At 60.4% G+C, this 21,925-nt stretch carries 20 protein-coding genes; 17 read left to right on the top strand and 3 right to left on the bottom strand.

All coding sequences use genetic code 11. The annotated features are described in order from the left end of the window. The 15 genes from paaH (at position 1) to ACWGZX_RS23600 (ending at position 16,200) form a co-directional block, all read left to right on the top strand. Positions 1–1,518 (top strand): 3-hydroxyacyl-CoA dehydrogenase PaaH, encoded by a 1,518-nt coding sequence (gene paaH, locus ACWGZX_RS23670; protein WP_452625660.1) that lies wholly within the window; start codon positions 1–3, stop codon positions 1,516–1,518. Next, positions 1,511–1,960 carry a hydroxyphenylacetyl-CoA thioesterase PaaI gene (paaI, locus tag ACWGZX_RS23665; protein WP_452625659.1) on the top strand — a complete coding sequence of 150 codons (450 nt, stop codon included), beginning with the start codon at positions 1,511–1,513 and terminating at the stop codon, positions 1,958–1,960. The genes paaH and paaI overlap by 8 nt, the downstream gene beginning before the upstream one ends. Continuing rightward, complete coding sequence (gene pcaF / locus ACWGZX_RS23660) at positions 1,953–3,164, top strand: 3-oxoadipyl-CoA thiolase (protein ID WP_452625658.1); 1,212 nt, start codon at positions 1,953–1,955, stop codon at positions 3,162–3,164. Before paaI ends, pcaF begins: the two co-directional genes overlap by 8 nt. Positions 3,165–3,263: 99 nt before the next feature. After that, on the top strand, positions 3,264–4,589 hold the full coding sequence (paaK, locus tag ACWGZX_RS23655) for a phenylacetate--CoA ligase PaaK (protein WP_452625657.1): 1,326 nt from the start codon (positions 3,264–3,266) through the stop codon (positions 4,587–4,589). A 1,103-nt stretch (positions 4,590–5,692) separates the two neighbouring features. Further along, on the top strand, positions 5,693–6,682 hold the full coding sequence (paaA, locus tag ACWGZX_RS23650; RefSeq protein WP_452625656.1) for a 1,2-phenylacetyl-CoA epoxidase subunit PaaA: 990 nt from the start codon (positions 5,693–5,695) through the stop codon (positions 6,680–6,682). 27 nt (positions 6,683–6,709) lie between these two features. Continuing rightward, on the top strand, positions 6,710–6,991 hold the full coding sequence (gene paaB, locus ACWGZX_RS23645; RefSeq protein WP_007943393.1) for a 1,2-phenylacetyl-CoA epoxidase subunit PaaB: 282 nt from the start codon (positions 6,710–6,712) through the stop codon (positions 6,989–6,991). An 8-nt stretch (positions 6,992–6,999) separates the two neighbouring features. Further along, positions 7,000–7,761: a 1,2-phenylacetyl-CoA epoxidase subunit PaaC gene (gene paaC / locus ACWGZX_RS23640; protein WP_452625655.1), complete on the top strand. Its 762-nt coding sequence runs from the start codon at positions 7,000–7,002 to the stop codon at positions 7,759–7,761. Beyond that, positions 7,748–8,281 carry a 1,2-phenylacetyl-CoA epoxidase subunit PaaD gene (gene paaD, locus ACWGZX_RS23635; protein WP_223514449.1) on the top strand — a complete coding sequence of 178 codons (534 nt, stop codon included), beginning with the start codon at positions 7,748–7,750 and terminating at the stop codon, positions 8,279–8,281. The genes paaC and paaD overlap by 14 nt, the downstream gene beginning before the upstream one ends. A 33-nt stretch (positions 8,282–8,314) precedes the next feature. Continuing rightward, positions 8,315–9,391 (top strand): 1,2-phenylacetyl-CoA epoxidase subunit PaaE, encoded by a 1,077-nt coding sequence (gene paaE / locus ACWGZX_RS23630; protein ID WP_452625654.1) that lies wholly within the window; start codon positions 8,315–8,317, stop codon positions 9,389–9,391. A 148-nt stretch (positions 9,392–9,539) separates the two neighbouring features. Beyond that, a complete protein-coding gene (locus ACWGZX_RS23625) occupies positions 9,540–9,848 on the top strand; it encodes a DUF485 domain-containing protein (protein ID WP_452625653.1) in 309 nt (102 codons plus the stop codon). Beyond that, entirely contained in the window at positions 9,845–11,491 is a 1,647-nt protein-coding gene (locus ACWGZX_RS23620) for a cation acetate symporter (protein ID WP_452625652.1), read from the top strand. Before ACWGZX_RS23625 ends, ACWGZX_RS23620 begins: the two co-directional genes overlap by 4 nt. Before the next feature lie 34 nt (positions 11,492–11,525). Then, positions 11,526–12,779 carry an OprD family porin gene (locus ACWGZX_RS23615; RefSeq protein ID WP_452625651.1) on the top strand — a complete coding sequence of 418 codons (1,254 nt, stop codon included), beginning with the start codon at positions 11,526–11,528 and terminating at the stop codon, positions 12,777–12,779. Positions 12,780–12,852: 73 nt separating this feature from the next. Continuing rightward, positions 12,853–14,907, top strand: a complete 2,055-nt coding sequence (paaZ, locus tag ACWGZX_RS23610; protein ID WP_452625650.1) for a phenylacetic acid degradation bifunctional protein PaaZ — start codon at positions 12,853–12,855, stop codon at positions 14,905–14,907. 166 nt (positions 14,908–15,073) lie between these two features. Continuing rightward, entirely contained in the window at positions 15,074–15,370 is a 297-nt protein-coding gene (locus ACWGZX_RS23605; protein ID WP_452624858.1) for a transposase, read from the top strand. Next, a complete protein-coding gene (locus ACWGZX_RS23600) occupies positions 15,367–16,200 on the top strand; it encodes an IS3 family transposase (RefSeq protein ID WP_452624859.1) in 834 nt (277 codons plus the stop codon). Before ACWGZX_RS23605 ends, ACWGZX_RS23600 begins: the two co-directional genes overlap by 4 nt. 83 nt (positions 16,201–16,283) lie before the next feature. Here the strand turns inward: ACWGZX_RS23600 and ACWGZX_RS23595 are convergent, their stop codons facing one another. The 3 genes from ACWGZX_RS23595 to ACWGZX_RS23585 are packed head-to-tail and all read right to left on the bottom strand — an operon-like array spanning position 16,284 to position 19,723. Then, positions 16,284–17,171: a helix-turn-helix transcriptional regulator gene (locus ACWGZX_RS23595; protein WP_452625649.1), complete on the bottom strand. Its 888-nt coding sequence runs from the start codon at positions 17,169–17,171 to the stop codon at positions 16,284–16,286. Continuing rightward, entirely contained in the window at positions 17,168–18,586 is a 1,419-nt protein-coding gene (locus ACWGZX_RS23590; RefSeq protein WP_452625648.1) for an aminotransferase, read from the bottom strand. Before ACWGZX_RS23590 ends, ACWGZX_RS23595 begins: the two co-directional genes overlap by 4 nt. A gap of 30 nt (positions 18,587–18,616) precedes the next feature. Further along, positions 18,617–19,723 carry a polyamine ABC transporter substrate-binding protein gene (locus ACWGZX_RS23585; protein WP_452625647.1) on the bottom strand — a complete coding sequence of 369 codons (1,107 nt, stop codon included), beginning with the start codon at positions 19,721–19,723 and terminating at the stop codon, positions 18,617–18,619. Positions 19,724–19,951: 228 nt separating this feature from the next. Here ACWGZX_RS23585 and ACWGZX_RS23580 point away from each other — a divergent pair, with 228 nt between their 5' ends. Both ACWGZX_RS23580 and ACWGZX_RS23575 read left to right on the top strand, forming a co-directional pair. Beyond that, on the top strand, positions 19,952–20,731 hold the full coding sequence (locus ACWGZX_RS23580; protein ID WP_452625646.1) for an enoyl-CoA hydratase-related protein: 780 nt from the start codon (positions 19,952–19,954) through the stop codon (positions 20,729–20,731). After that, a complete protein-coding gene (locus ACWGZX_RS23575; RefSeq protein ID WP_452625645.1) occupies positions 20,731–21,912 on the top strand; it encodes an acetyl-CoA C-acyltransferase family protein in 1,182 nt (393 codons plus the stop codon). Before ACWGZX_RS23580 ends, ACWGZX_RS23575 begins: the two co-directional genes overlap by 1 nt. Positions 21,913–21,925: the final 13 nt, after the last annotated feature.

The following is a 21,925-nucleotide window of genomic DNA, read 5'->3' as shown; positions in this document are numbered from 1 at the left end:
ATGACTGCACTGAACATTAATGCTCGCATCGCGGTGATCGGCGCCGGTGCCATGGGCGCCGGAATTGCACAGGTCGCGGCACAGGCTGGCCACACCGTGCTGCTGCTGGACAATCGCCCCGGCGCGGCGGCGCAAGCCATCGAGGGCATTGCCCGACAACTGGGCAAACGCGTCGACAACGGCAAGCTCTCGGCCGAATCGCGCTCGTCCACCCTCGCCCGCTTGCTGGCCGTGGAAGCCATCGAAGCGCTGGCGGATTGCGAACTGGTGATCGAAGCCATTGTCGAGAACCTTGAGGTCAAACGCGCCCTCTTCCGCCAACTGGAAGAGATCTGCGGTGTGCGCTGCATTCTGGCCAGCAACACCTCGTCGCTGTCGATCACCAGCATCGCCGCGCAACTGAATCACCCGCAACGGCTGCTCGGCCTGCACTTCTTCAACCCGGCGCCGGTCATGGCGCTGGTGGAAATCGTCTCGGGACTGGCCAGCGATCCGGTCTTGGCCGCGTGCCTGTACGACACCGCCAAGGCCTGGGGCAAAAAACCGGTACACACCCGTTCGACACCGGGCTTCATCGTCAACCGTGTGGCCCGGCCGTTCTACGCCGAAAGCCTGCGCCTGCTTCAGGAAGGCGCTGCCGACTGCCCGACACTGGATGCGCTGATGCGCGATGCCGGTGGCTTTGCGATGGGCGCTTTCGAACTGACCGACTTGATTGGCCACGATGTGAACTATGCGGTGACCTGTTCGGTGTTCGACGCCTATTACGGCGACACGCGCTTCTTGCCTTCATTGATCCAGAAAGAACTGGTGGACGCCGGGCGTCTGGGGCGCAAAAGCGGCCAGGGCTTTTACAGCTACGCCGAAGGTGCCGTGCGGCCGCAGCCGACCACCCTCAGCAGCGAACAGACCGTTGAAACCTGTGTGGTCGAAGGTGATCTTGGGATCGCCAACGCGCTGATCCCACGCCTGCATGAACACAAGGTCGAGGTCATTCAGCGCGACGGCCAAGGCCTGCTGCGAGTCGGTGACGCGGTACTGGCGCTGAGCGACGGGCGCATGGCCTGTCAACGCGCCAAGGAAGACGGGTTGCGCAATCTGATCCTGCTTGACCTCGCATTCGATTACAGCAAGGCCAGCCGCATCGCGATCAGCTACGCAGCCGGCATAGAGCCATCCGCGCTCGATCACGGCATCGCGCTGCTGCAACGGGCCGGATTCACCGTCAGCGCACTCAGCGACAGCCCGGCCCTCGCCGTTTTGCGCACCGTTGCCATGCTCGCCAACGAAGCCGCCGACGCCGTGCTGCAAGGCGTGGCGTCGGCCGCCGACATCGATCTGGCGATGCGCGCCGGGGTCAACTACCCGCAAGGTCCACTGGCCTGGGCAGATGCCATCGGTCTTTCGCACGTGCTCAACGTGCTGGAAAACCTGCAAGCCAGTTACGGCGAAGAACGCTATCGGCCGTCATTGCTGTTGCGCCGCCGCGTCGCCGAAGGGAGAACTTTTCATGACTAACCACGAAGCGATGAACCTGGCCAGCGACTGCGCAAAATCCCTGTTCGACCGCGACACCGCCAGCCAGGCGATGGGCATGCGCCTGCTCTCGGCGGCACCTGGCTGTGCCTGCGTCGGCATGAACGTGCGCGCCGACATGATCCAGGGCCACGGCACTTGCCACGGCGGCTACCTGTTTGCCCTCGCCGACTCGGCGTTTGCCTTTGCCTGCAACAGCTACAACGAAGCCACGGTGGCCATCGGTTGCAGCATCGACTACATCGCCCCGGCACACCTGGGCGACACCTTGACAGCCGATTGCACCGAGCAAAGCCGCTCCGGTCGCACCGGCAACTACGACGTTCGTATTGAAAACCAACTGGGCCGGCTCATCGCGCTGTTCCATGGCAAATCCTACAAAGTGCGCGGCGCAGTACTGCCGCAGGAGAACCCAAATGAATGACGCCTTGATCATCGACGCGGTGCGGACCCCGATTGGTCGCTACGCCGGTGCCTTGAGTAGCGTGCGCGCCGACGACCTCGGCGCGGTGCCGCTGCGCGAACTGCTGCGCCGCCACCCGCAGGTCGACTGGACTGCCGTGGATGACGTGATTTATGGCTGCGCCAACCAGGCCGGCGAAGACAACCGCAACGTCGCGCGCATGTCGGCGCTGTTGGCCGGATTGCCGGTCAGCGTGCCCGGCACCACGCTCAACCGTTTGTGCGGTTCCGGGCTGGATGCCATCGGCACCGCAGCACGCGCCATTCGCTGCGGCGAGGCCGGGCTGATGCTGGTGGGTGGCGTCGAATCGATGTCCCGCGCGCCGCTGGTGATGGGCAAGGCCGAGCAGGCGTTTTCCCGTGACGCACAGATCTACGACACCACCATCGGCTGGCGCTTCGTCAATCCGCTGATGAAGAAAGCCTACGGCATCGACTCCATGCCGGAGACGGCAGAGAACGTCGCCGAGCAGTTCAACATCTCCCGCGCCGACCAGGACGCCTTTGCCCTGCGCAGCCAGCAACGTGCCGGCGCGGCCCAGGCCAGCGGGCGTTTGGCTAAAGAAATCGTCGCGGTGGAAATCCCCCAGCGCAAAGGCCCGGCCAAAGTCGTCGAACACGATGAACACCCGCGTGGCGATACCACGCTGGATCAACTGCAAAAGCTCGGCACACCGTTCCGTGAAGGCGGCAGCATCACCGCCGGCAACGCCTCCGGGGTCAACGACGGTGCCTGTGCGCTGCTGCTGGCCAGCCCCGAAGTTGCCAAACGCCACGGCCTGAAGGCGCGCGGCCGGGTGGTCGCCATGGCTACTGCCGGTGTCGAGCCGCGCATCATGGGCATCGGCCCGGTGCCAGCGACCCGCAAGGTGCTGGAACTGGCCAACCTGAGCCTGGCCGACATGGACGTGATCGAACTCAACGAAGCCTTCGCCGCGCAAGGCCTGGCCGTACTGCGCGAGCTGGGTCTGAGCGATACCGATCCACGGGTCAACCCTAACGGCGGCGCAATTGCCCTCGGTCATCCGCTGGGCATGAGCGGCGCACGGCTGGTGACCACCGCCCTGCATGAACTGGAAGAACGTCAAGGCCGCTACGCCCTGTGCACCATGTGCATCGGCGTTGGCCAAGGCATCGCGCTGATCATTGAGCGCTTATCCGACTAAAGAATCGCGATTCCCGAGGAGCCGAGAGGTATCCTTGGGGCATGCACTCAAAGCCCCGCCGTAGCGGGGCCGGAACACAACAATAATTCGAGTGAAGTTATGAACATGCCAATTGCCAAAGCCGTGCTTGATCCTGTGCTGGACCCGCTGGAAACCGCCAGCATCGACGAACTGCGTCAACACCAGCTGGATCGCCTGCGCTGGAGCCTGAACCACGCTTACAACAATGTGCCGCTGTACCGTCAGCGCTTCGATGCCCTGGGCGTGCACCCGGACGACATCAAATCGCTGGAAGACCTGGCGAAGTTTCCGTTCACCACCAAATCCGACCTGCGCGATAACTATCCCTATGGCATGTTTGCCGTGCCGATGAACGAGGTGGTGCGCCTGCACGCCTCCAGCGGCACTACCGGCAAACCGACCGTCGTCGGTTACACCCAGAACGACATCGACACTTGGGCCAACGTAGTCGCCCGCTCGATTCGCGCGGCCGGCGGTCGTCGCGGTGACAAAGTGCATATTTCCTATGGCTACGGCCTGTTCACTGGCGGCCTCGGCGCCCACTACGGCGCTGAACGCCTGGGTTGCACGGTGATTCCGATGTCTGGCGGCCAGACCGAGAAACAGGTGCAACTGATCAAGGATTTCCAGCCGGACATCATCATGGTCACACCGTCCTACATGCTCAACATCGCCGATGAAATCGAGCGCCAGGGCATCGACCCGCACAAACTGGCCCTGCGCCTGGGCATCTTCGGCGCCGAGCCCTGGACCGGCGAACTGCGCAGCGCCATCGAGAACCGCCTGGGCATCACCGCGCTGGATATCTATGGTCTGTCGGAAATCATGGGACCGGGCGTCGCCATGGAATGCGCTGAAACCAAGGACGGCCCGACGATCTGGGAAGACCACTTCTACCCGGAAATCATCGACCCGATCACCGGCGAAGTGCTGCCGGACGGCCAGATGGGCGAACTGGTGTTCACCTCCCTGAGCAAAGAAGCCTTGCCGATGATCCGCTACCGCACCCGCGACCTGACGCGCCTGCTGCCGGGGACTGCGCGGCCGATGCGACGGATCGACAAGATCACCGGGCGCAGCGATGACATGCTGATCATTCGTGGGGTTAACGTGTTCCCGACGCAGATCGAGGAGCAGGTTCTGAAAATAAAACAACTTTCAGAATCTTATGAGATCCATCTGTATCGCAATGGCAACCTGGACAGTGTGGATGTGCATGTGGAGCTCAAGGCCGAACATCAGCATTTGAGCGATGAACAGCAGAAGGCTGTTTGTGGCGAGTTGAGTCGGCATATCAAGACGTATATCGGGATCAGTTCGCGGGTTGTTTTGCAGCCAATGCATTCGATCAAGCGCTCTGAGGGCAAGGCTTGTCACGTGATGGACAAGCGCCCGAAAGCATGACTGCTGCACCTTTATGGCCCCGCTTATGCGGGGTTTTTTTTTGGGCTGTACGCTCACCCCTGTGTGCGAACCTGTTCGCGAAGACGGCCTGACAGCCAATCTCACGTATGTACCCGGCCTCCTGTAGGAGCTGGCTTGTCGGATCGCCGCATCGCAGCGAAGGCGGCCTGGCAGCCGACCATTTCCTATCGGGTGTACATATCCATTGCTGCGGTAACGGCTACTGGCGGTTTCGCTCTTACAGCGAGTCCCTTTTCCAAACGCCGAAAAGGAACCAAAAGGCTTTGCCCCTCCATTCGGTGCCTCGCCCAGGCTCGGCATGCCCTCACTCCGGCATTGCTCCGGGGGCCCGCCGCCATCGGCCATCCATGGCCGGGGGCGGCTACCGCGGCATCCATGCCGCGGTGCCCCCTACGCAACGCCTGCGTTCGGCCTCTGGGAAAGGGGCAACAGATCAAGATCAAAAGCCGAAGCAACAGCAACGGCAACGGCAAGATCAACAGCTTCACGAGCAAGCTCGCTCCCACATTAGGTGGGCAAGTACATCCCGGAGATTGGTCGGCGTTCAGGCCGCCTTCGCTGCGATGCGGCGATCCGACAAGCCAGCTCCTACAGTAGATCGGCGTACGGCTTTTGCTTCTCACCACTCATCAGGCCGAGCGTTAGCTCGCCTGCAGCTTTTGATCTTGATCCACCCGCCCCCTCGGGAGGCTGAGTGGAGGTGTTCATCCGGGGAGTGGCGCGCAGCGCCGTTCGACGCAGTCGAACACGCTGCATGTAGGTCGTCGCGAAGCAGACCGGAGGGCAGTGTCCCCGGATGGATACCGGAGCGAAGGAACGCCGAGCTTTAGCGAGGGGCCGGACGCTCGGGGCGAGCCTTTTTGGTTCCTTTTGTGGCGTTTGACAAAAGGGACTCGCTGTAAGAGCGAAACCGTCAGCGGCCGTTACCGCAGAAACGGATATGCCCCCCCAAAAAAAACAACCACTCATCCCAAAGCGATACAAAAACACATACGACACCATATTTTATGTTTGATATTAAATTCTGTATCGCTTATAAAGTTCTCCATGCCATCAAACAGATTCACGGCGGGAGACCCCCCATGTACGCACAGCTCGTAGAAACCGGCGTAAAGCGCATCAAAGACCTGTCGGAGATGTCCGAACAGGAACGCGCCTTCCAGGAAAAAATCGATTCAGAAATCAAGATCGAAGCCAAAAACTGGATGCCTGATGCCTATCGCCAGACCCTGATCCGGCAGATCTCCCAGCACGCCCACTCGGAAATCGTCGGCATGCTGCCCGAAGGCAACTGGGTCACCCGCGCGCCAACGCTTAAACGCAAACTGCAATTGATGGCCAAGATTCAAGACGAAGCCGGCCACGGCCTGTACCTCTACAGCGCCATGGAAACCCTGGGTGCCGACCGCGATGAAGAGATCGCCAAGCTGCACAGCGGTAAGGCCAAGTATTCGAGCATCTTCAATTACCCGACGCTGAACTGGGCCGACATGGGCGCGGTGGGCTGGCTGGTGGACGGTGCCGCCATCGTCAATCAGGTGGTGTTGCAGCGCACCTCGTATGGCCCCTACTCCCGGGCCATGGTGCGGATCTGCAAGGAAGAAAGTTTTCACCAGCGCCAGGGCTACGAAATCCTCCTGACCATGATGCGTCACGGTAATCAGGCGCAAAAAGACATGGTCCAGGACGCGATCAACCGCCTGTGGTGGCCGTCGCTGATGATGTTTGGCCCAAGTGACGAACACTCGCCAAACAGCGCCCAGTCCATGGCCTGGAAAATCAAGCGCCAGAGCAACGACGAACTGCGCCAGCGCTTCATCGACCAGACCATCCCGCAACTGGAACTCTTGGGCTGCACCTGCCCTGACCCGGACCTGATGTGGAACGCCGAAACCGGCCACTACGACTTCGGCGAGATCCAGTGGAGCGAATTCTACGAAGTGCTCAAGGGCAACGGCCCATGCAACCAGGAACGCGTCGCCACCCGCCGCAAGGCGATTGAAGACGGTGCCTGGGTTCGCGAAGCCGCCGTCGCCCACGCTCGCAAACAACAGAACAAGAACGCCGCCTGATCGGCCACCTGATGTGGAGTCATTGAAATGTCTGAATGGACCCTTTTTGAAGTCTTCGTGCGCAGCAAGCACGGCCTCAACCACAAGCACGTCGGCAGCGTGCACGCCGCCGACACCACCATGGCCATCGAGAATGCGCGCGAGTTGTACACCCGGCGCAGTGAAGGCGTGAGCCTGTGGGTCGTGCCGTCGGCGCTGATCACCGCTTCGTCGCCGGATGAAAAAGACCCGCTGTTCGATCCGTCGGACGACAAGGTCTACCGCCACGCCAGCTTCTACGAGCTGCCGGCCGAAGTCGGGCACATGTGAGGTCGACCATGAATAACCAGACTGATCTGATCGAATACCTGCTGCGACTCGGCGACAGCGCCCTGATCCAGGGCCAGCGCCTGTGCCAATGGTGTGGCAAGGCCCCTGCACTGGAAGAAGAACTGGCGCTGATGAACGTCGGCCTCGACCTGGTGGGCCAGGCGCGCAACTGGCTGGATTACGCCGCCGAACTGCTGAACGACGGCCGCAATGCCGATGACCTGGCGTTCCGCCGTGACGAGCGCGCCTACCGCAACCTGTTGCTGGTGGAACAACCGAACGGCGATTACGCGGTGACCATCCTCAAGCAGTTCCTCTATGACGCCTGGCATCTACAAGTGCTCAGCGGCCTCAGCCAATCCAGTGACGAGCGCATCGCCGGGATTGCCGCCAAAGCCGTGAAGGAAGTGACCTATCACCTGCGCCGCTCCGGCGAGTGGGTAGAGCGTCTGGGAGACGGCACCGAGGAAAGCCACAAGCGCATGCTCGCGGCCATTCCTGAAGTTTGGCGCTTCACTGTTGAACTGATCGCAGCCGATGACAGCGAGCAACGCCTGTGCGCCGCCGGCATCACCCCGGACACCGCGCAAGTAGCCGCTGCCTGGCAAGCCAAGGTCAACGCGATTTTTGCCAGCGCCACCCTGCCCGTGCCGGCCGCGCCCAGCTATTTCTACCTGAATGCACGCAAGGGGCTGCACACCGAACACCTCGGCATTCTGCTGGCCGAAATGCAGTTCCTGCCACGAGCGTACCCCGATGCGACCTGGTGAGCTGATCGCCAGCGACCTCGGTGCCCGGCCGGCGCAACCGACCGATCTGGCCGCCGCGTGGGCGACCCTGGCGCAGGTCATGGACCCGGAAGTGCCGGTGGTCAGCGTTGTCGACCTCGGTATCGTGCGCGATCTCGACTGGCAGGCCGGGCACTTGCACGTGGTGGTCACGCCGACCTACTCCGGCTGCCCCGCCACCGAAGTGATCGAAAGCGATATCCGCGAAGCCCTGGAACTGGCCGGGTTCAAAGCCCCGCAACTGGAACGCAAATTGACCCCGGCCTGGACCACGGACTGGATCAGCGCCAGCGGTCGTGAACGCTTGCGCGCCTACGGCATCGCTCCGCCCGAGGGCAGCACCAGTAAGCGCAGCCTGCTCGGCGAAAGCCCGGTGATCGTCTGCCCGCAGTGCGGCAGCGCCCACACCGAAGTGCTCAGCGAGTTCGGTTCCACCGCGTGCAAAGCGTTGTACCGCTGCGTCGATTGCCGGGAACCGTTCGACTATTTCAAGTGCATCTGAGCGGCAATCGGCCGTCCCAGCTGGAGAACAACAATGAGTAAATTTCACAGCCTGACCATCAAGGACGTGCGCACCGAGACCCGTGATGCGGTGTCCATCGCCTTCGAGATTCCGCAGCACCTGCAAGACAGTTTTCACTTCACCCAAGGCCAGCACCTGGTGATGCGCACGCAGCTGGATGGCGAAGAAGTGCGCCGTTCCTACTCGATCTGCACCGGGGTCAACGACGGTGAACTGCGCGTCGCTATCAAGCGTGTGGCTGGCGGGCGATTTTCGGCGTTTGCCAACGAGCAATTGAAAGCCGGACAGAGCCTGGAAGTCATGCCGCCCGCCGGACACTTCTGCGTCGAGCTCGATCCGGCTCGCCATGGCAACTACCTGGCGGTCGCGGCCGGCAGCGGCATCACGCCGATCCTGTCGATCATCAAGACCACCCTGGAAACCGAACCGCACAGCCGCGTTACCCTGCTGTACGGCAACCGTTCCAGTTCCGGTGCGTTGTTCCGCGAACAGCTGGAAGACCTGAAAAACCGCTACCTGCAGCGCCTGAACCTGATCTTCGTGTTCAGCCGCGAGCAGCAGGACGTTGACTTGTACAACGGCCGAATCAACGCCGAGAAATGCGAGCAACTGTTCTCCCGCTGGCTCGACGTCAAAGCCCTCGATGCGGCCTTCATTTGCGGCCCGCAGGAGATGACGGAAACCGTGCGTGACAGCCTCAAAGCCAAGGGCATGGCGCCGGAGCGCATCCATTTCGAACTGTTTGCTGTCGCCGGTAGCCAGCAAAAACGCGAAGCCCGCGAGGCGGCCCGGCAAATCGATGCGGCGGTCAGCCAGATCACTGTCATCAGCGACGGTCGCGCCCTAGCGTTCGACCTGCCGCGCAACAGCCAGAGCATCCTCGACGCCGGCAATGCCCAAGGCGCCGAACTGCCTTACTCATGCAAGGCCGGCGTGTGCTCGACCTGCAAGTGCAAGGTCATCGAAGGCGAAGTGGAAATGGACAGCAACCACGCCCTGGAAGACTACGAAGTGGCCGCCGGCTACGTGCTGTCGTGCCAGGCATATCCGATCAGCAACAAAGTGGTGCTGGATTTCGACCAGCTCTAATCCAACACCACCCCTGTAGGAGCTGGCTTGCCAGCGAAGAGGCCCTTGAAATCACCGTTGATGTTCAGGCCGCCTTCGCTGGCAAGCCAGCTCCTACAGGGGAGTAACACCGTTTTACCCCACAACAAAAACAACAAAGGACGCCACCATGAGCCCCCAAGACGTAGAACTCATCCGCCAGAACCCGGATTTCATCCAGTTGGTACGCCGCAAACAGAACCTGTATTGGTCGCTGTCGCTGATCATGCTGGTGATCTATTTCGGCTTCGTTTTGCTGGTGGCATTTTCCCCCGCCACCCTCGGCCAATCCCTGAGCGGCGGCGTGACCACCGTGGGCATGCTGGTGGGTGTGGTGATCGTGATGCTGGCCTTCGCCCTGACCGGTTTCTACGTCTATCGCGCCAACAACGTGATCGATCCGCTCAACAAAAAACTGAAACAGGAGTGCGCCCGATGAGCCGTCTTCACGCGTTATTCCTGCTGCCTCTGGCCTTTGTCGCTGACTTTGCGGCAGCGGCCGACGGCGCGTCCCGTCCGCTGAACTGGAACGCGATCGGCATGTTCCTGGTGTTTGTGCTGTTCACCCTCGGCGTGACGCGCTGGGCCGCGTTGCGCACCCGTTCCGCCAGCGATTTTTATACTGCGGGTGGTGGCATGACCGGTTTCCAGAACGGCCTGGCGATTGCCGGCGACATGATTTCCGCGGCGTCCTTCCTTGGCATTTCCGCGATGATGTTCCTCAATGGCTATGACGGTTTGCTGTACGCACTGGGCGTGTTGGCGGGCTGGCCGATCATTCTGTTCTTGATTGCCGAACGCTTGCGCAATCTGGGCAAATACACCTTCGCCGACGTGGTCTCCTATCGCCTGGAACAAACCCCGGTGCGCCTGACCTCGGCCTTCGGCACCCTCACGGTGGCCCTGATGTACCTCGTGGCGCAGATGGTCGGTGCCGGCAAGCTGATCGAGCTGCTGTTCGGCATCGATTACCTCTACGCGGTGATGCTGGTGGGCGTATTGATGGTGTTTTACGTCACCTTCGGCGGCATGCTCGCCACCACGTGGGTACAGATCATCAAGGCCGTCATGCTGCTGTTCGGCACCACGTTCATGGCTTTCATGGTGCTCAAGCATTTCGATTTCAGCACCGAAGCGATGTTCGCCGGCGCCACAGCTGTGCACGCCAAGGGCAACGCAATCATGGCCCCCGGTGGCTTACTGTCGAATCCCATCGATGCGATCTCGTTGGGACTGGGCATGATGTTCGGCACCGCCGGCCTGCCGCATATCCTCATGCGTTTCTTCACCGTCAGTGATGCCAAGGAAGCGCGCAAAAGCGTGTTCTACGCCACGGGTTTTATCGGCTACTTCTACTTGCTGCTGATCATCGTCGGCTTTGGCGCGATCGTCATGGTCGGCACCGACCCGGCGTTCCGCGATGCCAGCGGCGCGATCATCGGCGGCGGCAACATGATTGCCGTGCACCTGGCTCAGGCCGTGGGTGGCAACCTGTTCCTCGGCTTCATCTCTGCGGTCGCCTTCGCCACCATTCTGGCGGTGGTTGCGGGATTGGCGTTGTCCGGCGCTTCGGCGGTGTCCCACGACTTGTATGCCTGTGTGATGCGCAAAGGTCAGGCCACTGAGCAGCAGGAAATCCGCGTCTCGCGAATCGCCACGCTGTGCATCGGCGTCCTGGCAATCATCCTCGGCCTGTTGTTCGAATCGCAGAACATTGCCTTCCTCTCCGGCCTGGTGCTGGCCATCGCCGCGTCGGTGAATTTCCCGGTGCTGTTCCTCTCGATGTACTGGAAAGGCCTGACCACCCGTGGCGCAGTGACCGGCAGCCTGACGGGGTTGATCTCGGCGATTGTCCTGCTGGTGCTGAGCCCGGCGGTGTGGGTCAACGTGTTGCATCACGACAAGGCCCTGTTCCCTTACTCCAACCCGGCGTTGTTCTCCATGAGCCTGGCTTTTGTAAGCGCCTGGGTGTTTTCCGTCACCGATACCTCACCCCGTGCAGCCCTTGAGCGCGGCCGTTATCTGGCGCAGTTCATCCGTTCGATGACCGGCATCGGTGCCTCTGGCGCCAGCAAGCACTAATTAACGATCGATCTGATGTCAGGGAACAAAAATAATGAAGCCCGCGCGTACAGCATCCTGTGAATCACTGTTTTCGATAGTCGCCGCATTGAGTCTGCCCATGGTTGCCCCGAGCGCCATGGCTGACTTCATCGACGACAGCAAGGCCCGTATTGAAATGCGTAACTTCTACATCAATCGCGATTTCCGTCAGGTCAACGCGCCGCAATCCAAGGCCGAGGAATGGGCGCAGGGCTTCACCGGGCGCATCGAGTCCGGGTACACCGACGGGACCTTCGGCTTCGGTCTGGATGCACTCGGGGAGTTGGGGTTGAAACTCGACTCCAGTCCGGATCGTCGTGGCACCGGGCTGCTGCCCTTTGGGCCGACCAGCCATGAGCCGGCGGACGAGTACAGCGAATTGGGGCTGACCGGCAAGCTGCGTGTCTCCAAAAGCGTGTTGAAGCTCGGCACCCTGCAACCCTTGCTGCCCGTAGTGACTTACAACGACACCCGCCTGCTGGGTTCGACCTTTGCCGGCGGCTTGCTGACCAGTCAGGAAATCAACGGCCTGACCGTCAATACCGGGCGCCTGACCAAGGTCAATCTGCGGGACTCTTCCAACAACCAGGACGTCGGCTACCTTGCCGCCAGCAGTGATTACTTCAATTTCGCCGGTGGCAGCTACGCCTTCAACCCGCAACTGAGCCTGAGCTATTACTACGGCGAGCTCGATCAGATTTATCGCCAGCAGTTCGCCGGCCTGGTGCATACCCAGCCCCTGGGCAACGGTTTCAACCTGCGCAGCGACATCCGCTACTTCGACAGCCGCGGCGATGGCGCCGAGCGTGCCGGACGAATCGACAACCGTAATTTCAACAGCATTTTCAGCGTGTCCCATGGCGCCCACAAGGTCAGTGCCGCGTACCAACAGTTGTCCGGCGACAGCGCGTTTCCGTTCCTCAACGGCGGCGATCCGTACGTGGTCAACCTGGTGACCTTCAATACCTTCACCCGCGCCGATGAAGACTCCTGGCAACTGCGTTACGACTATGACTTCGTGGCCCTAGGCGTTCCCGGCCTGACCTTCATGACCCGCTACACCGACGGCGACCACGTCAAAGCCGGCAACGTCGACAACGGCCGCGAATGGGAACGCGACACCGATATCAGTTACGTCATCCAGAGCGGCGTACTCAAGGACGTCAGCATTCGCTGGCGCAACGTGACCTTCCGCTCCGGCAATGGCTTGACCACCGACCTTGATGAGAATCGGCTGATTGTCGGTTACACCTTGGCGCTTTGGTAACCCCTGACTCGTGCGGTTGCGGCCGCACCCATTTTTTTCATACCCAACTTTCACACCATGCGGAGCAATCGTGATGCCTCACGCCCCTACCCTGCAAAGTTTCATCGCCGGTCACTGGATCGGCCAACAAGGTGCCCAAGTGCTGCGCAGCGCCATCGACGGCCATGAGATTGCGCGCACCCACGAAGAGCGTCCGGACTTCGCCGAAGCCATCGAACACGGTCGCCGTCAAGGCATCAGTGGCTTGATGGCGCTGGACTTCCAGCAACGCGCCCAGCGTCTCAAGGCACTGGCCTTGTACCTGAGCGAACGCAAGGAACAGCTCTACGCGATCTCCCACCACAGCGGCGCGACCCGTGCTGACAGCTGGATCGACATCGAAGGCGGCAACAGTACCCTGTTCACTTACGCCAGCCTCGGTTCGCGGGAATTGCCATCGGGCAACATCGTCCACGAAGGCCCGGCGATGCAGCTGAGCAAACTCGGCACCTTCGCCGGCACGCACATTCTGGTGCCACGCGGTGGCCTGGCCGTGCACATCAACGCCTTCAACTTCCCGATCTGGGGCATGTTGGAAAAGTTTGCCCCGAGCTTTCTCGCCGGCATGCCGTGCATCGTCAAACCGGCCAGCGCTACCAGCTACCTGACCGAAGCCGTGGTGCGCCTGATGGACGAATCCGGTTTGCTGCCAGCGGGCAGCTTGCAGCTGATCATCGGCAGCACCGGTGACTTGCTCGACCGTCTGCAAGGCCAGGACGTGGTGACCTTCACCGGATCCGCCGACACCGCCGCCAAACTGCGGGTCAACCCGAACCTGATTCGTAATTCGGTGCCGTTCAACGCCGAAGCCGACTCGCTGAACTGCGCAATCCTCGCCCCGGACGTGACCCCTGATGACGAAGAGTTCGAGCTGTTCATCAAGGAAGTCGCCCGCGAGATGACCACCAAGGCCGGGCAGAAATGCACCGCCATACGCCGCGCGATTGTGCCGGCCAAACACATCGACGCGGTCGCTACCCGCCTGCGTGATCGCCTGAAGAAAGTCGTGGTCGGCGACCCGTCGGTGGAAGGCGTACGCATGGGCGCGCTGGCCTCCCACGATCAGCAAAAAGACGTCGCCGAGCGTCTGGAAAGCCTGTTGCAGAGCAGCGACATGCTGTTCGGTGCTCGCGATGGTTTCGAGCCGCGTGGTGAAAACGTCAGCCAGGGCGCATTCTTTGCGCCGACCCTGCTGCAAGCCCGCGACCCGCATGCCGAAGGTGGCGCGCACGACATCGAAGCGTTCGGCCCGGTCAGCACCCTGATGGCTTACGACGATCTCGACGAAGCGCTGGTACTGGCGGCTCGCGGCAAAGGCAGCCTGGTGGCGAGCTTGATCACCAAGGATCCACAGATCGCCGCCAAAGCGATCCCGGTGGCCGCGGCCTGGCACGGCCGTTTGCTGGTGCTGGATCGCGAGTCCGCTGCCGAATCCACCGGCCATGGCTCGCCACTGCCGCAACTCAAGCACGGCGGCCCGGGGCGTGCCGGTGGCGGCGAAGAACTCGGCGGCTTGCGTGCAGTGAAACACTACCTGCAACGCGCGGCCGTACAAGGCTCGCCGACCATGCTGGCGGCGGTTACCGGTGAATATGTGCGTGGCGCCAAGGTCATCGAAACCGAGGTCCATCCGTTCCGTCGGTTCTTCCAGGATTTGCAGATCGGTGAATCGCTGCTGACGCACCGTCGCACCGTGACCGAAGCCGATCTGGTGAACTTCGGTTGCCTGTCCGGCGATCACTTCTACATGCACTTCGACGACATCGCCGCCAAGGAATCGCAATTCGGCAAACGTATTGCCCACGGTTACTTCGTGCTGTCGGCGGCGGCTGGGTTGTTTGTATCGCCTGCGCCGGGGCCGGTGCTGGCCAACTACGGTCTCGATACCTTGCGTTTCATCAACCCGGTAGGCATCGGTGACACAATTCAGGCGCGGTTGACCTGCAAACGCAAAATCGACCAAGGGAAGAAGAGCCCGCAAGGCATTTCGCAAGGAGTGGTGGCGTGGGATGTGGAAGTCACTAACCAACTGGGAGAACTGGTGGCCAGTTACGACATTTTGACCTTGGTCGTTAAACGCGAGGACTGACCACGATTTTTGCAGTCACCCCATATCCACTGTGGGAGCGAGCCTGCTCGCGAAGAGGGAGTGTCAGTCGACTTCAATGGTGTCTGACACACCGCTTTCGCGGGCAAGCTGTTGTGGCTCAATGTTTTTGGACCATGATGTAGGAGTATCGACCTAAGGAAGCATCATGGGATATCGGGTTGTTAGTCCTGAGGAAAAAGCGGAGGCCATTCGTTTGGTTGTGGAGATGAAATGCTCCATTCATAAAGCCTGTGAGCTTACAGGCGTGGGGCCCACAGCTCTACGCCGATGGGTTTTGCACTGGCGCCGGGAGCATGCGGGGATTTTGCAGGCCTCCCGGCCCCAAGATCAGCAGATGATCGAGTCGTTGCAGGCAAAATTGGCCCTGCTTGAGGCCGAGAATCATGTCTTAAAAAAGCAATTGCCCTCTCATCTGAAAGTTCTGTTCAACCGAACCAAGTGATTGATGGCGTTAGAGGAGCAATGTCGATTCGACGTATGTGCTCGGTCCTGGGTTTGGCTCGCAGTAGCTTTTACGCGAAGCGTAAGCCTGCGTTGCCGCGTGTTATCGAGAAGGACCTGGAGCTGAAAATTCGTGCGGTACATAAGGAGCATCGCGAAGCACTGGGTGCGCGCGGGTTGTCCAAGGAGCTGAGAAAAGGTGGTGTTTTCATTGGGCGTCACCGAATGCGCTCCTTGATAAATACTTTGGAACTCGCCAGACGTCGACCGCGTTATGCCCACTATCGCCGCGCCACCAAGCCCGGAGTCACGGCACCAAACATACTTGATCGTCGTTTTAATCCAGTCCAGCCGGACACGCTATGGGCGGGTGATATCACCTACATCAAAGTGAGGGATAGCTGGTTGTATTTGGCGGTAGTGATGGATCTTTTTTCACGCAGAATTGTGGGATGGGCCTGTTCCAGGACGGCTGACACGGACTTGTCCATCAAAGCCCTTAAGCTGGCAGTTGCGCTGCGTCGTCCGATGCCGCAGCTGTTGTTCCACTCAGACCAAGGCTGCCAGTACACCTCTGACCGCTTCGCGACATGCCTGGAAGAAAGCCGGATCGTGCATAGCGTAAGCCGGCGTGGAAACTGCTGGGACAATGCGGTGGTCGAGCGTTATTTCAGAACATTGAAGCATGACTGGATGCCGGAGAGCGGCTACCAGAACCATTTCGAAGCGGAGAAGGATGTGATCGATTTTGTGTCGCATTACAACCATCGTCGTTGCCACACCGCTTCGAATAACCTGCCGCCGGCTCTCTTTGAGCAGCAGGCGGCCTAAAAACTCCTACAGAGTGGTCCAAAAAAACTGGACCCCAACAAGCCCGCTCCTACAGGGTTCATTCGTTAGCTGAAGATCCGCGATCAGTGCTGGCGCAACCACTCGATAAACAGCGCAAACAGTTCCGATTGCGACCCGACATTCAGTTTCAGATACAGATTCTTGCGGTGCATGCGCACCGTTTCCGGCGAGATGCTCATCTGGCTGGCCGTGGACTTCACGGAATGCCCCCTGAGCACCATGTGCGCCACTTCCCGCTCGCGCTCGGTCAGCACGTCGCAGCCAAAGTTTTCGAAGGCGGACTGCACGCGCTGCTTCAGATCGTCACTTTCAATGACTGCGCTATGTGCCAGGCCGCGTCGGCCAAACTCGCTGATGAACTCCCGGACCAATGGCTCAACCGCGCGCAACAGGTTCAGTTGTTCCGCCCGCAGGCTTTCCCCGCCAAACCCCTGAAACAGGCTCACCGACACCTGGCTGTCATGGCCGGTATCGATCAGGTAAAAACTGTCCTCCGAACACCCGGTCTTCAAGTAATAAGTCTTGTAGTACTCGCTGTCGAAGAAGTTGTCCGGGGCGATTTCCTCCAGGTGATAAAACCCTTCGGCCAAGCCCTGCTCCACCGCCAGGCAAAACGGGTCAAGCAAGTAGCCACCGGAAAAATAGCGGTCGATGATCGAGTCCCGATACTCCTCCGGTATACCGCGCTGGTACAGCAGCTGCGGCGCACGGTCCTTGTGTTCGAGGCTGATCATCACCGACTCGATGGACACCAGATGCCCGAACGCCGACGCCAGGTATTGCAGCGCATCAGGCGCGTTGACATGGGCGAATGCGTCGCGCATGTCGCCGTGCCATTTATGCAAGGCCCCGAAGGGCAATGCGATCAACGTATCGTCGTTGGGTTTGCTCATGCCCCGCAGTCTAGCGGGAGAACCGACGCCGGGTAACCGCCGATTGACCGAACTCATTGCCCGAAGTACTGGCCGCTTTTCTCAAGCTCGGCCGCCACTTCAAGAATGCACACCCGCAGGATCTCGACGATTTCATCGACCTGGGCGCACGTCAGGATCAGCGGCGGCGACATCACGTTGAGGTGCATGATCGGCCGCACCAGCAAACCTCGGGCCTGGGCCCGAGAGTGAATCATCTCGCCAATGTTGACCTCATCGGCGAACAACGCTTTGGTGCGTTTGTCGGCCACGAACTCCACACACGCCATGAACTTCTGGCAGCGCACATCGCCCACCAGCGGCAAGTCGCTGAGGGTCGCCAGCCGTTCTTCGAGATACGCACCGACCACGTCGACATGCTCCAGCAGCTGTTCGCGCTCGATGATCTCGATGTTTTTCAGCGCCGCCGTGCAGCACACCGGGTGGCCGCTGTAGGTGAAGCCGTGGGTAAAGCAGCGCCCCTTGCCCGGTTCGGCGATGACTTTCCAGATACGGTCGGAAAAGATGCACGCTCCCAGCGGCAAATACGCCGAAGTCAGGCCTTTGGCCGTCGTGATGATGTCGGGCTGCACATCAAACAAATCATAAGAAGCGAAGAACTTGCCCAGTCGCCCGAACGAGGTCACCACCTCATCGGCGACAAACAGAATGTCGTAGCGCTGGCAGACTTCCCACATGCGTTTCAGGTAACCCTTGGGCGGAATGATCACCCCGCCGGAACCCATGATCGGCTCGGCAAAGAACCCCGCGACCTTGTCCGCACCGATGGCCAGGATCTTGTCTTCGAACTCCTGGACCAGAAACTCGAGAAACTGTGCCTCGTCCATTCCGTCCGGTGCCCGGTACGGATTGGGGTTGGAGACGTGGTGAATCCTGTCGTTAGCGTAATCGAATTCCGGCACGCGGTCGGCGGCCTTGTTGCCGATCGACATCGTCAGGGTGGTGGAGCCGTGATACGCGTTAAAACGAGCAATGACGTGCTTCTTTTCCGGTTTGCCACGGCAGTTCTGGTAGTACTGAATCAGCCGGTATGCGGTGTCCACGGCGGTTGAGCCGCCGGTGGTCAGGAACACGTGATCGAGATCGCCGGGGGCCAGGCTGGCGAGCTTTTCGCACAACTGTATGGCGACGTTGTTGGACATGTCGGAAAACGGATTCGAATAAGCCAACTGGCGCACCTGATCGGCAATCGCCAGCGCCATTTCTTCGCGGCCCAAGCCGATGTTGGTGCACCACATGCCGCCGACCGCATCGAGAAAACGGTTGCCCTGAGCGTCGTAAATGTAGGCGCCGTCACCGGCCACAATGTTCAGCGCCCCCTGTTCGGCGTGCTCGTCGAACATGTGATAGCCGTGCATGTAGTGGGCCTTGTCGGCCTTGATCAAACGAGCGTCATCAACCGCCGGCAGTACTTTCAACGTTGGAGTAGCCATACAAAAACCTCAAACCGAAGGGTTAAACGATCAGATCCCGCTCTTCACCGTGCTCCAGACGCGGGTGATGGCGCGCATCTCTTTGGCGTCCTGAGTCTTTTGCGGAAACAGCCGCTGGCGGGTTTCTTCATCGGGGTAAATCGCCGGATTGCTGCGCACATCGGCATTCAACAATGGCGTGGCCGCCGCGTTGCTGTTGGCGTAATGGATGTAGTCGGTCACGTCGGCCATCACTTGTGGCTGCATCAAGTACTCAAGGAATTTGTGCGCGTTGGCCACGTGAGGGGCATCGGCGGGGATGTACATGTTGTCGAACCAGATCAGCGAACCTTCCTTGGGAATGAAATAGGCCAGTTTGATCTTCAACTTGGCCTCTTCGGCGCGGGCCATGGCCGTTGCGTAGTCGCCCGACCAGGTCATGGCCATGCACACATCGCCATTGGGCAGACTGGTCAGGTAGTTCACCGAGTCGAATTTCTTGATGTACGGCCGAACGGACAGCAACAAGTCCTGCGCGGCTTTCAAGTCTTCAGGCGAAGCGCTTCTCGGGTCTCGTCCCAGGTACTTCAAGGCCAGTGGAATGACTTCGGTGGGCGCATCGACCAGGGTTACGCCGCAATCGGCGAAACGCGAGACGATTTTCGGGTCGAAAATCATCGCCAGCGAGCCAATCGGCGCGTCCGGCATACGCTCCTTGATCTTGTCGACGTTGTAGGTGATGCCGTTGCTGCCCCAGGTGTACGGCGCGGAGTACAGGGTTCCGGCATCAAAGCCCTGCAAGTCCTGCAAGATTTTCGGATCCAGATTGGTCCAGCCCGGCAGCAACTTCTTGTCCAGTGGCTGGAACACTTTGGCTTTGATCAAAGGCGGCACAAGGGAGGCATTCAACACCACCAGATCGTAACCGGAGTGCCCGGTCAGCAACTTCGCCTGGACGGTTTCGTAAGCATCAAAGGTGTCGTAAATCACCTTGATGCCCGAGGCTTTCTCAAAGTCGGCAAGGGTTTTTTCGCCGATATAGTCCGCCCAGTTATAAAGCCGCAGCGTATTACTGTCGCTCACGTCGGTGGCGGCTTGAACATTCAGTGTCAGCGGAACTAGCAACAGACTGGAAATCACCAGGAGGGCCTTGCGCATAGCAAATTCACCTTATCAAGCGAAGTCGGTTCTGGACGACCGGTTGCCCCCACTATTGAGCGATTGGGCCAACGGCACCATACCCCGAATGGGTGTGTGAGCCATTTGGCGGCCAGCGCTGCGGCAAAACATGGCAAAAAGCAGCAGTTTCGTTGACTCGTTTTGTCATAGCTCCCATGCCGGCCGGGCGCTTAGAGTGGCTGCCAAACAAAACAGGCGGGGCATTCCATGAGCGAGCTGATCAAACAAGATCGAAACGAAGGCGTTTTGACGCTCACGCTTGACCGCCCCGACAAGCTCAACGCGCTGAATAACAGCCTGTATACGCAGTTGGCTGATCTGCTGCTGGCGGCGGACGAAGACGACGGCATCGGCGTGATCGTGCTGACGGGCGGCACCACCTGTTTTACCAGTGGCAATGATCTGGCAGATTTTCTCGAACATCCGCCGACGCATCTGGACAGCCCAGCGTTTCGCCTGATGAACGTTGTCATTCACTTGCAGACACCGTTGATCGCCGCCGTGTGCGGAGCAGCCATCGGCATTGGCACCACTCTGCTGCTGCATTGCGATCAGGTGCTGGTGACGCAAAACGCCAAGCTGCGCGTGCCGTTTGTGAATCTGGGCCTGTGCCCGGAATTCGGCGCGAGCCTGTTGTTGCCGCGCCTGCTCGGCCACGCCCGTACCGCCCGTCTGCTGCTGTGGGGCGACAGCCTCGATGGCGCCGCGGCGGTTGCGTGTGGACTGGCCAACGAACTGTTCGACGACGGGCAACAATGTCTCGACGCCGCACAGCACTTGGCCCGACGGCTGTTGGCGTTACCGCAGGATTCCGTGCGTCAGACCCGGCAGTTGCTCAAACAGGCGGCGTTGCCGGAGTTAAAAGCCACTATTCGTCAGGAAAACCTGTTGTTCATCGAGCGCCTCAAAACACCTGAAGCGCAAACAGCGTTGACCGCCCTCCTTATTCGCAGTACAGAAAAGCATTCACCAAGAGGAAAGCCGTAATGAACACCCCGGATATTTTTGTTGTCAGCGCCGCACGTACCGCCATTGGCACCTTTGGTGGTTCGCTCAAAGACGTTCCGCTGGTCGACCTGGCGACCACGGCTGTCAAGGCCGCCCTGCAACGCTCCGGCGTAGACCCGGCGCAAGTTGGCCATCTGGTGATGGGCAGCGTGATCCCGACCGAAACCCGCGATGCGTACATCTCCCGGGTCGCCGCGATGAACGCCGGCATCCCGAAAGAGACCCCAGCCTACAACGTCAACCGCCTGTGCGGTTCCGGCCTGCAAGCGATCATCAATGCCGCGCAGACACTGATGCTGGGCGATGCCGACATCGCCATCGGTGCTGGTGCCGAATCCATGAGCAGTGGCCCGTACCTGATGCCTGCCGCCCGTTGGGGTGCGCGTATGGGCAACGTCCAGGCCATCGACTACATGCTGGGCATCCTGCATGACCCGTTCCATGGCATCCACATGGGCATCACCGCCGAGAACGTCGCCGCACGCAACGGCATCACCCGCGAGATGCAAGACGCCCTGGCCCTGGAAGATCAGAAGCGCGCCGCGTTCGCGATTGCCAATGGCTACTTCAGCGAGCAAATCGTCGGGGTGGAAATCCGTGATCGCAAGGAAACCAAGCTGTTCAGCGTCGACGAGCACCCACGCGCCACCTCCCTGGAACAACTGGCGGGCATGAAGCCAGCGTTCAAGAAAGACGGCACAGTGACGGCGGGCAATGCATCCGGCCTGAACGACGGCGCCGCTGCACTGGTCATGGCCACCGGCGCCGCCGTGCAAGCCAACAACCTGCGCCCGATGGCCCGTCTGGTCAGCTACGCGCACGCCGGTGTTGAACCGGAACTGATGGGGCTCGGCCCGATTCCTGCCACACGCCTGGCACTCAAGCGTGCCGGCCTGACCGTCGCCGACATGGACGTGATCGAAGCCAACATCGCCTTCGCCGCCCAAGCCTGTGCGGTCAGCCAGGAACTCGACCTCGACCCGGCCAAGGTCAACCCGAACGGTTCGGGTATCTCCCTCGGTCACCCGGTCGGCGCGACTGGCGCGATCATCGCCACCAAAGCCATCCACGAACTGCATCGCACCAACGGCCGTTATGCGCTGGTGACCATGTGCATCGGTGGTGGTCAGGGGATTGCAGCGATTTTCGAACGCGTTTAAGTGTCAACGCGAT

It is taken from the genome of Pseudomonas sp. CLCA07, from assembly GCF_053615335.1.
Note: the sequence above shows the minus strand (reverse complement) of the source record. Positions and strands in the feature narration are given on the sequence as shown.

Excerpts from the sequence above, each read along its gene's own strand:
- ACWGZX_RS23590 (WP_452625648.1), bottom strand. The coding sequence starts at position 18,586 with ATGGCTACTCCAACGTTGAAAGTACTGCCGGCGGTTGATGACGCTCGT.
- paaI (WP_452625659.1), top strand. The coding sequence starts at position 1,511 with ATGACTAACCACGAAGCGATGAACCTGGCCAGCGACTGCGCAAAATCC.
- ACWGZX_RS23580 (WP_452625646.1), top strand. The coding sequence starts at position 19,952 with ATGAGCGAGCTGATCAAACAAGATCGAAACGAAGGCGTTTTGACGCTC.
- paaC (WP_452625655.1), top strand. The coding sequence starts at position 7,000 with ATGAATAACCAGACTGATCTGATCGAATACCTGCTGCGACTCGGCGAC.
- paaZ (WP_452625650.1), top strand. The coding sequence starts at position 12,853 with ATGCCTCACGCCCCTACCCTGCAAAGTTTCATCGCCGGTCACTGGATC.
- paaA (WP_452625656.1), top strand. The coding sequence starts at position 5,693 with ATGTACGCACAGCTCGTAGAAACCGGCGTAAAGCGCATCAAAGACCTG.
- ACWGZX_RS23595 (WP_452625649.1), bottom strand. The coding sequence starts at position 17,171 with ATGAGTTCGGTCAATCGGCGGTTACCCGGCGTCGGTTCTCCCGCTAGA.
- paaH (WP_452625660.1), top strand. The coding sequence starts at position 1 with ATGACTGCACTGAACATTAATGCTCGCATCGCGGTGATCGGCGCCGGT.
- ACWGZX_RS23575 (WP_452625645.1), top strand. The coding sequence starts at position 20,731 with ATGAACACCCCGGATATTTTTGTTGTCAGCGCCGCACGTACCGCCATT.
- ACWGZX_RS23585 (WP_452625647.1), bottom strand. The coding sequence starts at position 19,723 with ATGCGCAAGGCCCTCCTGGTGATTTCCAGTCTGTTGCTAGTTCCGCTG.
- paaD (WP_223514449.1), top strand. The coding sequence starts at position 7,748 with ATGCGACCTGGTGAGCTGATCGCCAGCGACCTCGGTGCCCGGCCGGCG.
- paaE (WP_452625654.1), top strand. The coding sequence starts at position 8,315 with ATGAGTAAATTTCACAGCCTGACCATCAAGGACGTGCGCACCGAGACC.
- ACWGZX_RS23620 (WP_452625652.1), top strand. The coding sequence starts at position 9,845 with ATGAGCCGTCTTCACGCGTTATTCCTGCTGCCTCTGGCCTTTGTCGCT.
- ACWGZX_RS23625 (WP_452625653.1), top strand. The coding sequence starts at position 9,540 with ATGAGCCCCCAAGACGTAGAACTCATCCGCCAGAACCCGGATTTCATC.
- paaB (WP_007943393.1), top strand. The coding sequence starts at position 6,710 with ATGTCTGAATGGACCCTTTTTGAAGTCTTCGTGCGCAGCAAGCACGGC.
- ACWGZX_RS23605 (WP_452624858.1), top strand. The coding sequence starts at position 15,074 with ATGGGATATCGGGTTGTTAGTCCTGAGGAAAAAGCGGAGGCCATTCGT.
- ACWGZX_RS23615 (WP_452625651.1), top strand. The coding sequence starts at position 11,526 with ATGAAGCCCGCGCGTACAGCATCCTGTGAATCACTGTTTTCGATAGTC.
- paaK (WP_452625657.1), top strand. The coding sequence starts at position 3,264 with ATGAACATGCCAATTGCCAAAGCCGTGCTTGATCCTGTGCTGGACCCG.
- pcaF (WP_452625658.1), top strand. The coding sequence starts at position 1,953 with ATGAATGACGCCTTGATCATCGACGCGGTGCGGACCCCGATTGGTCGC.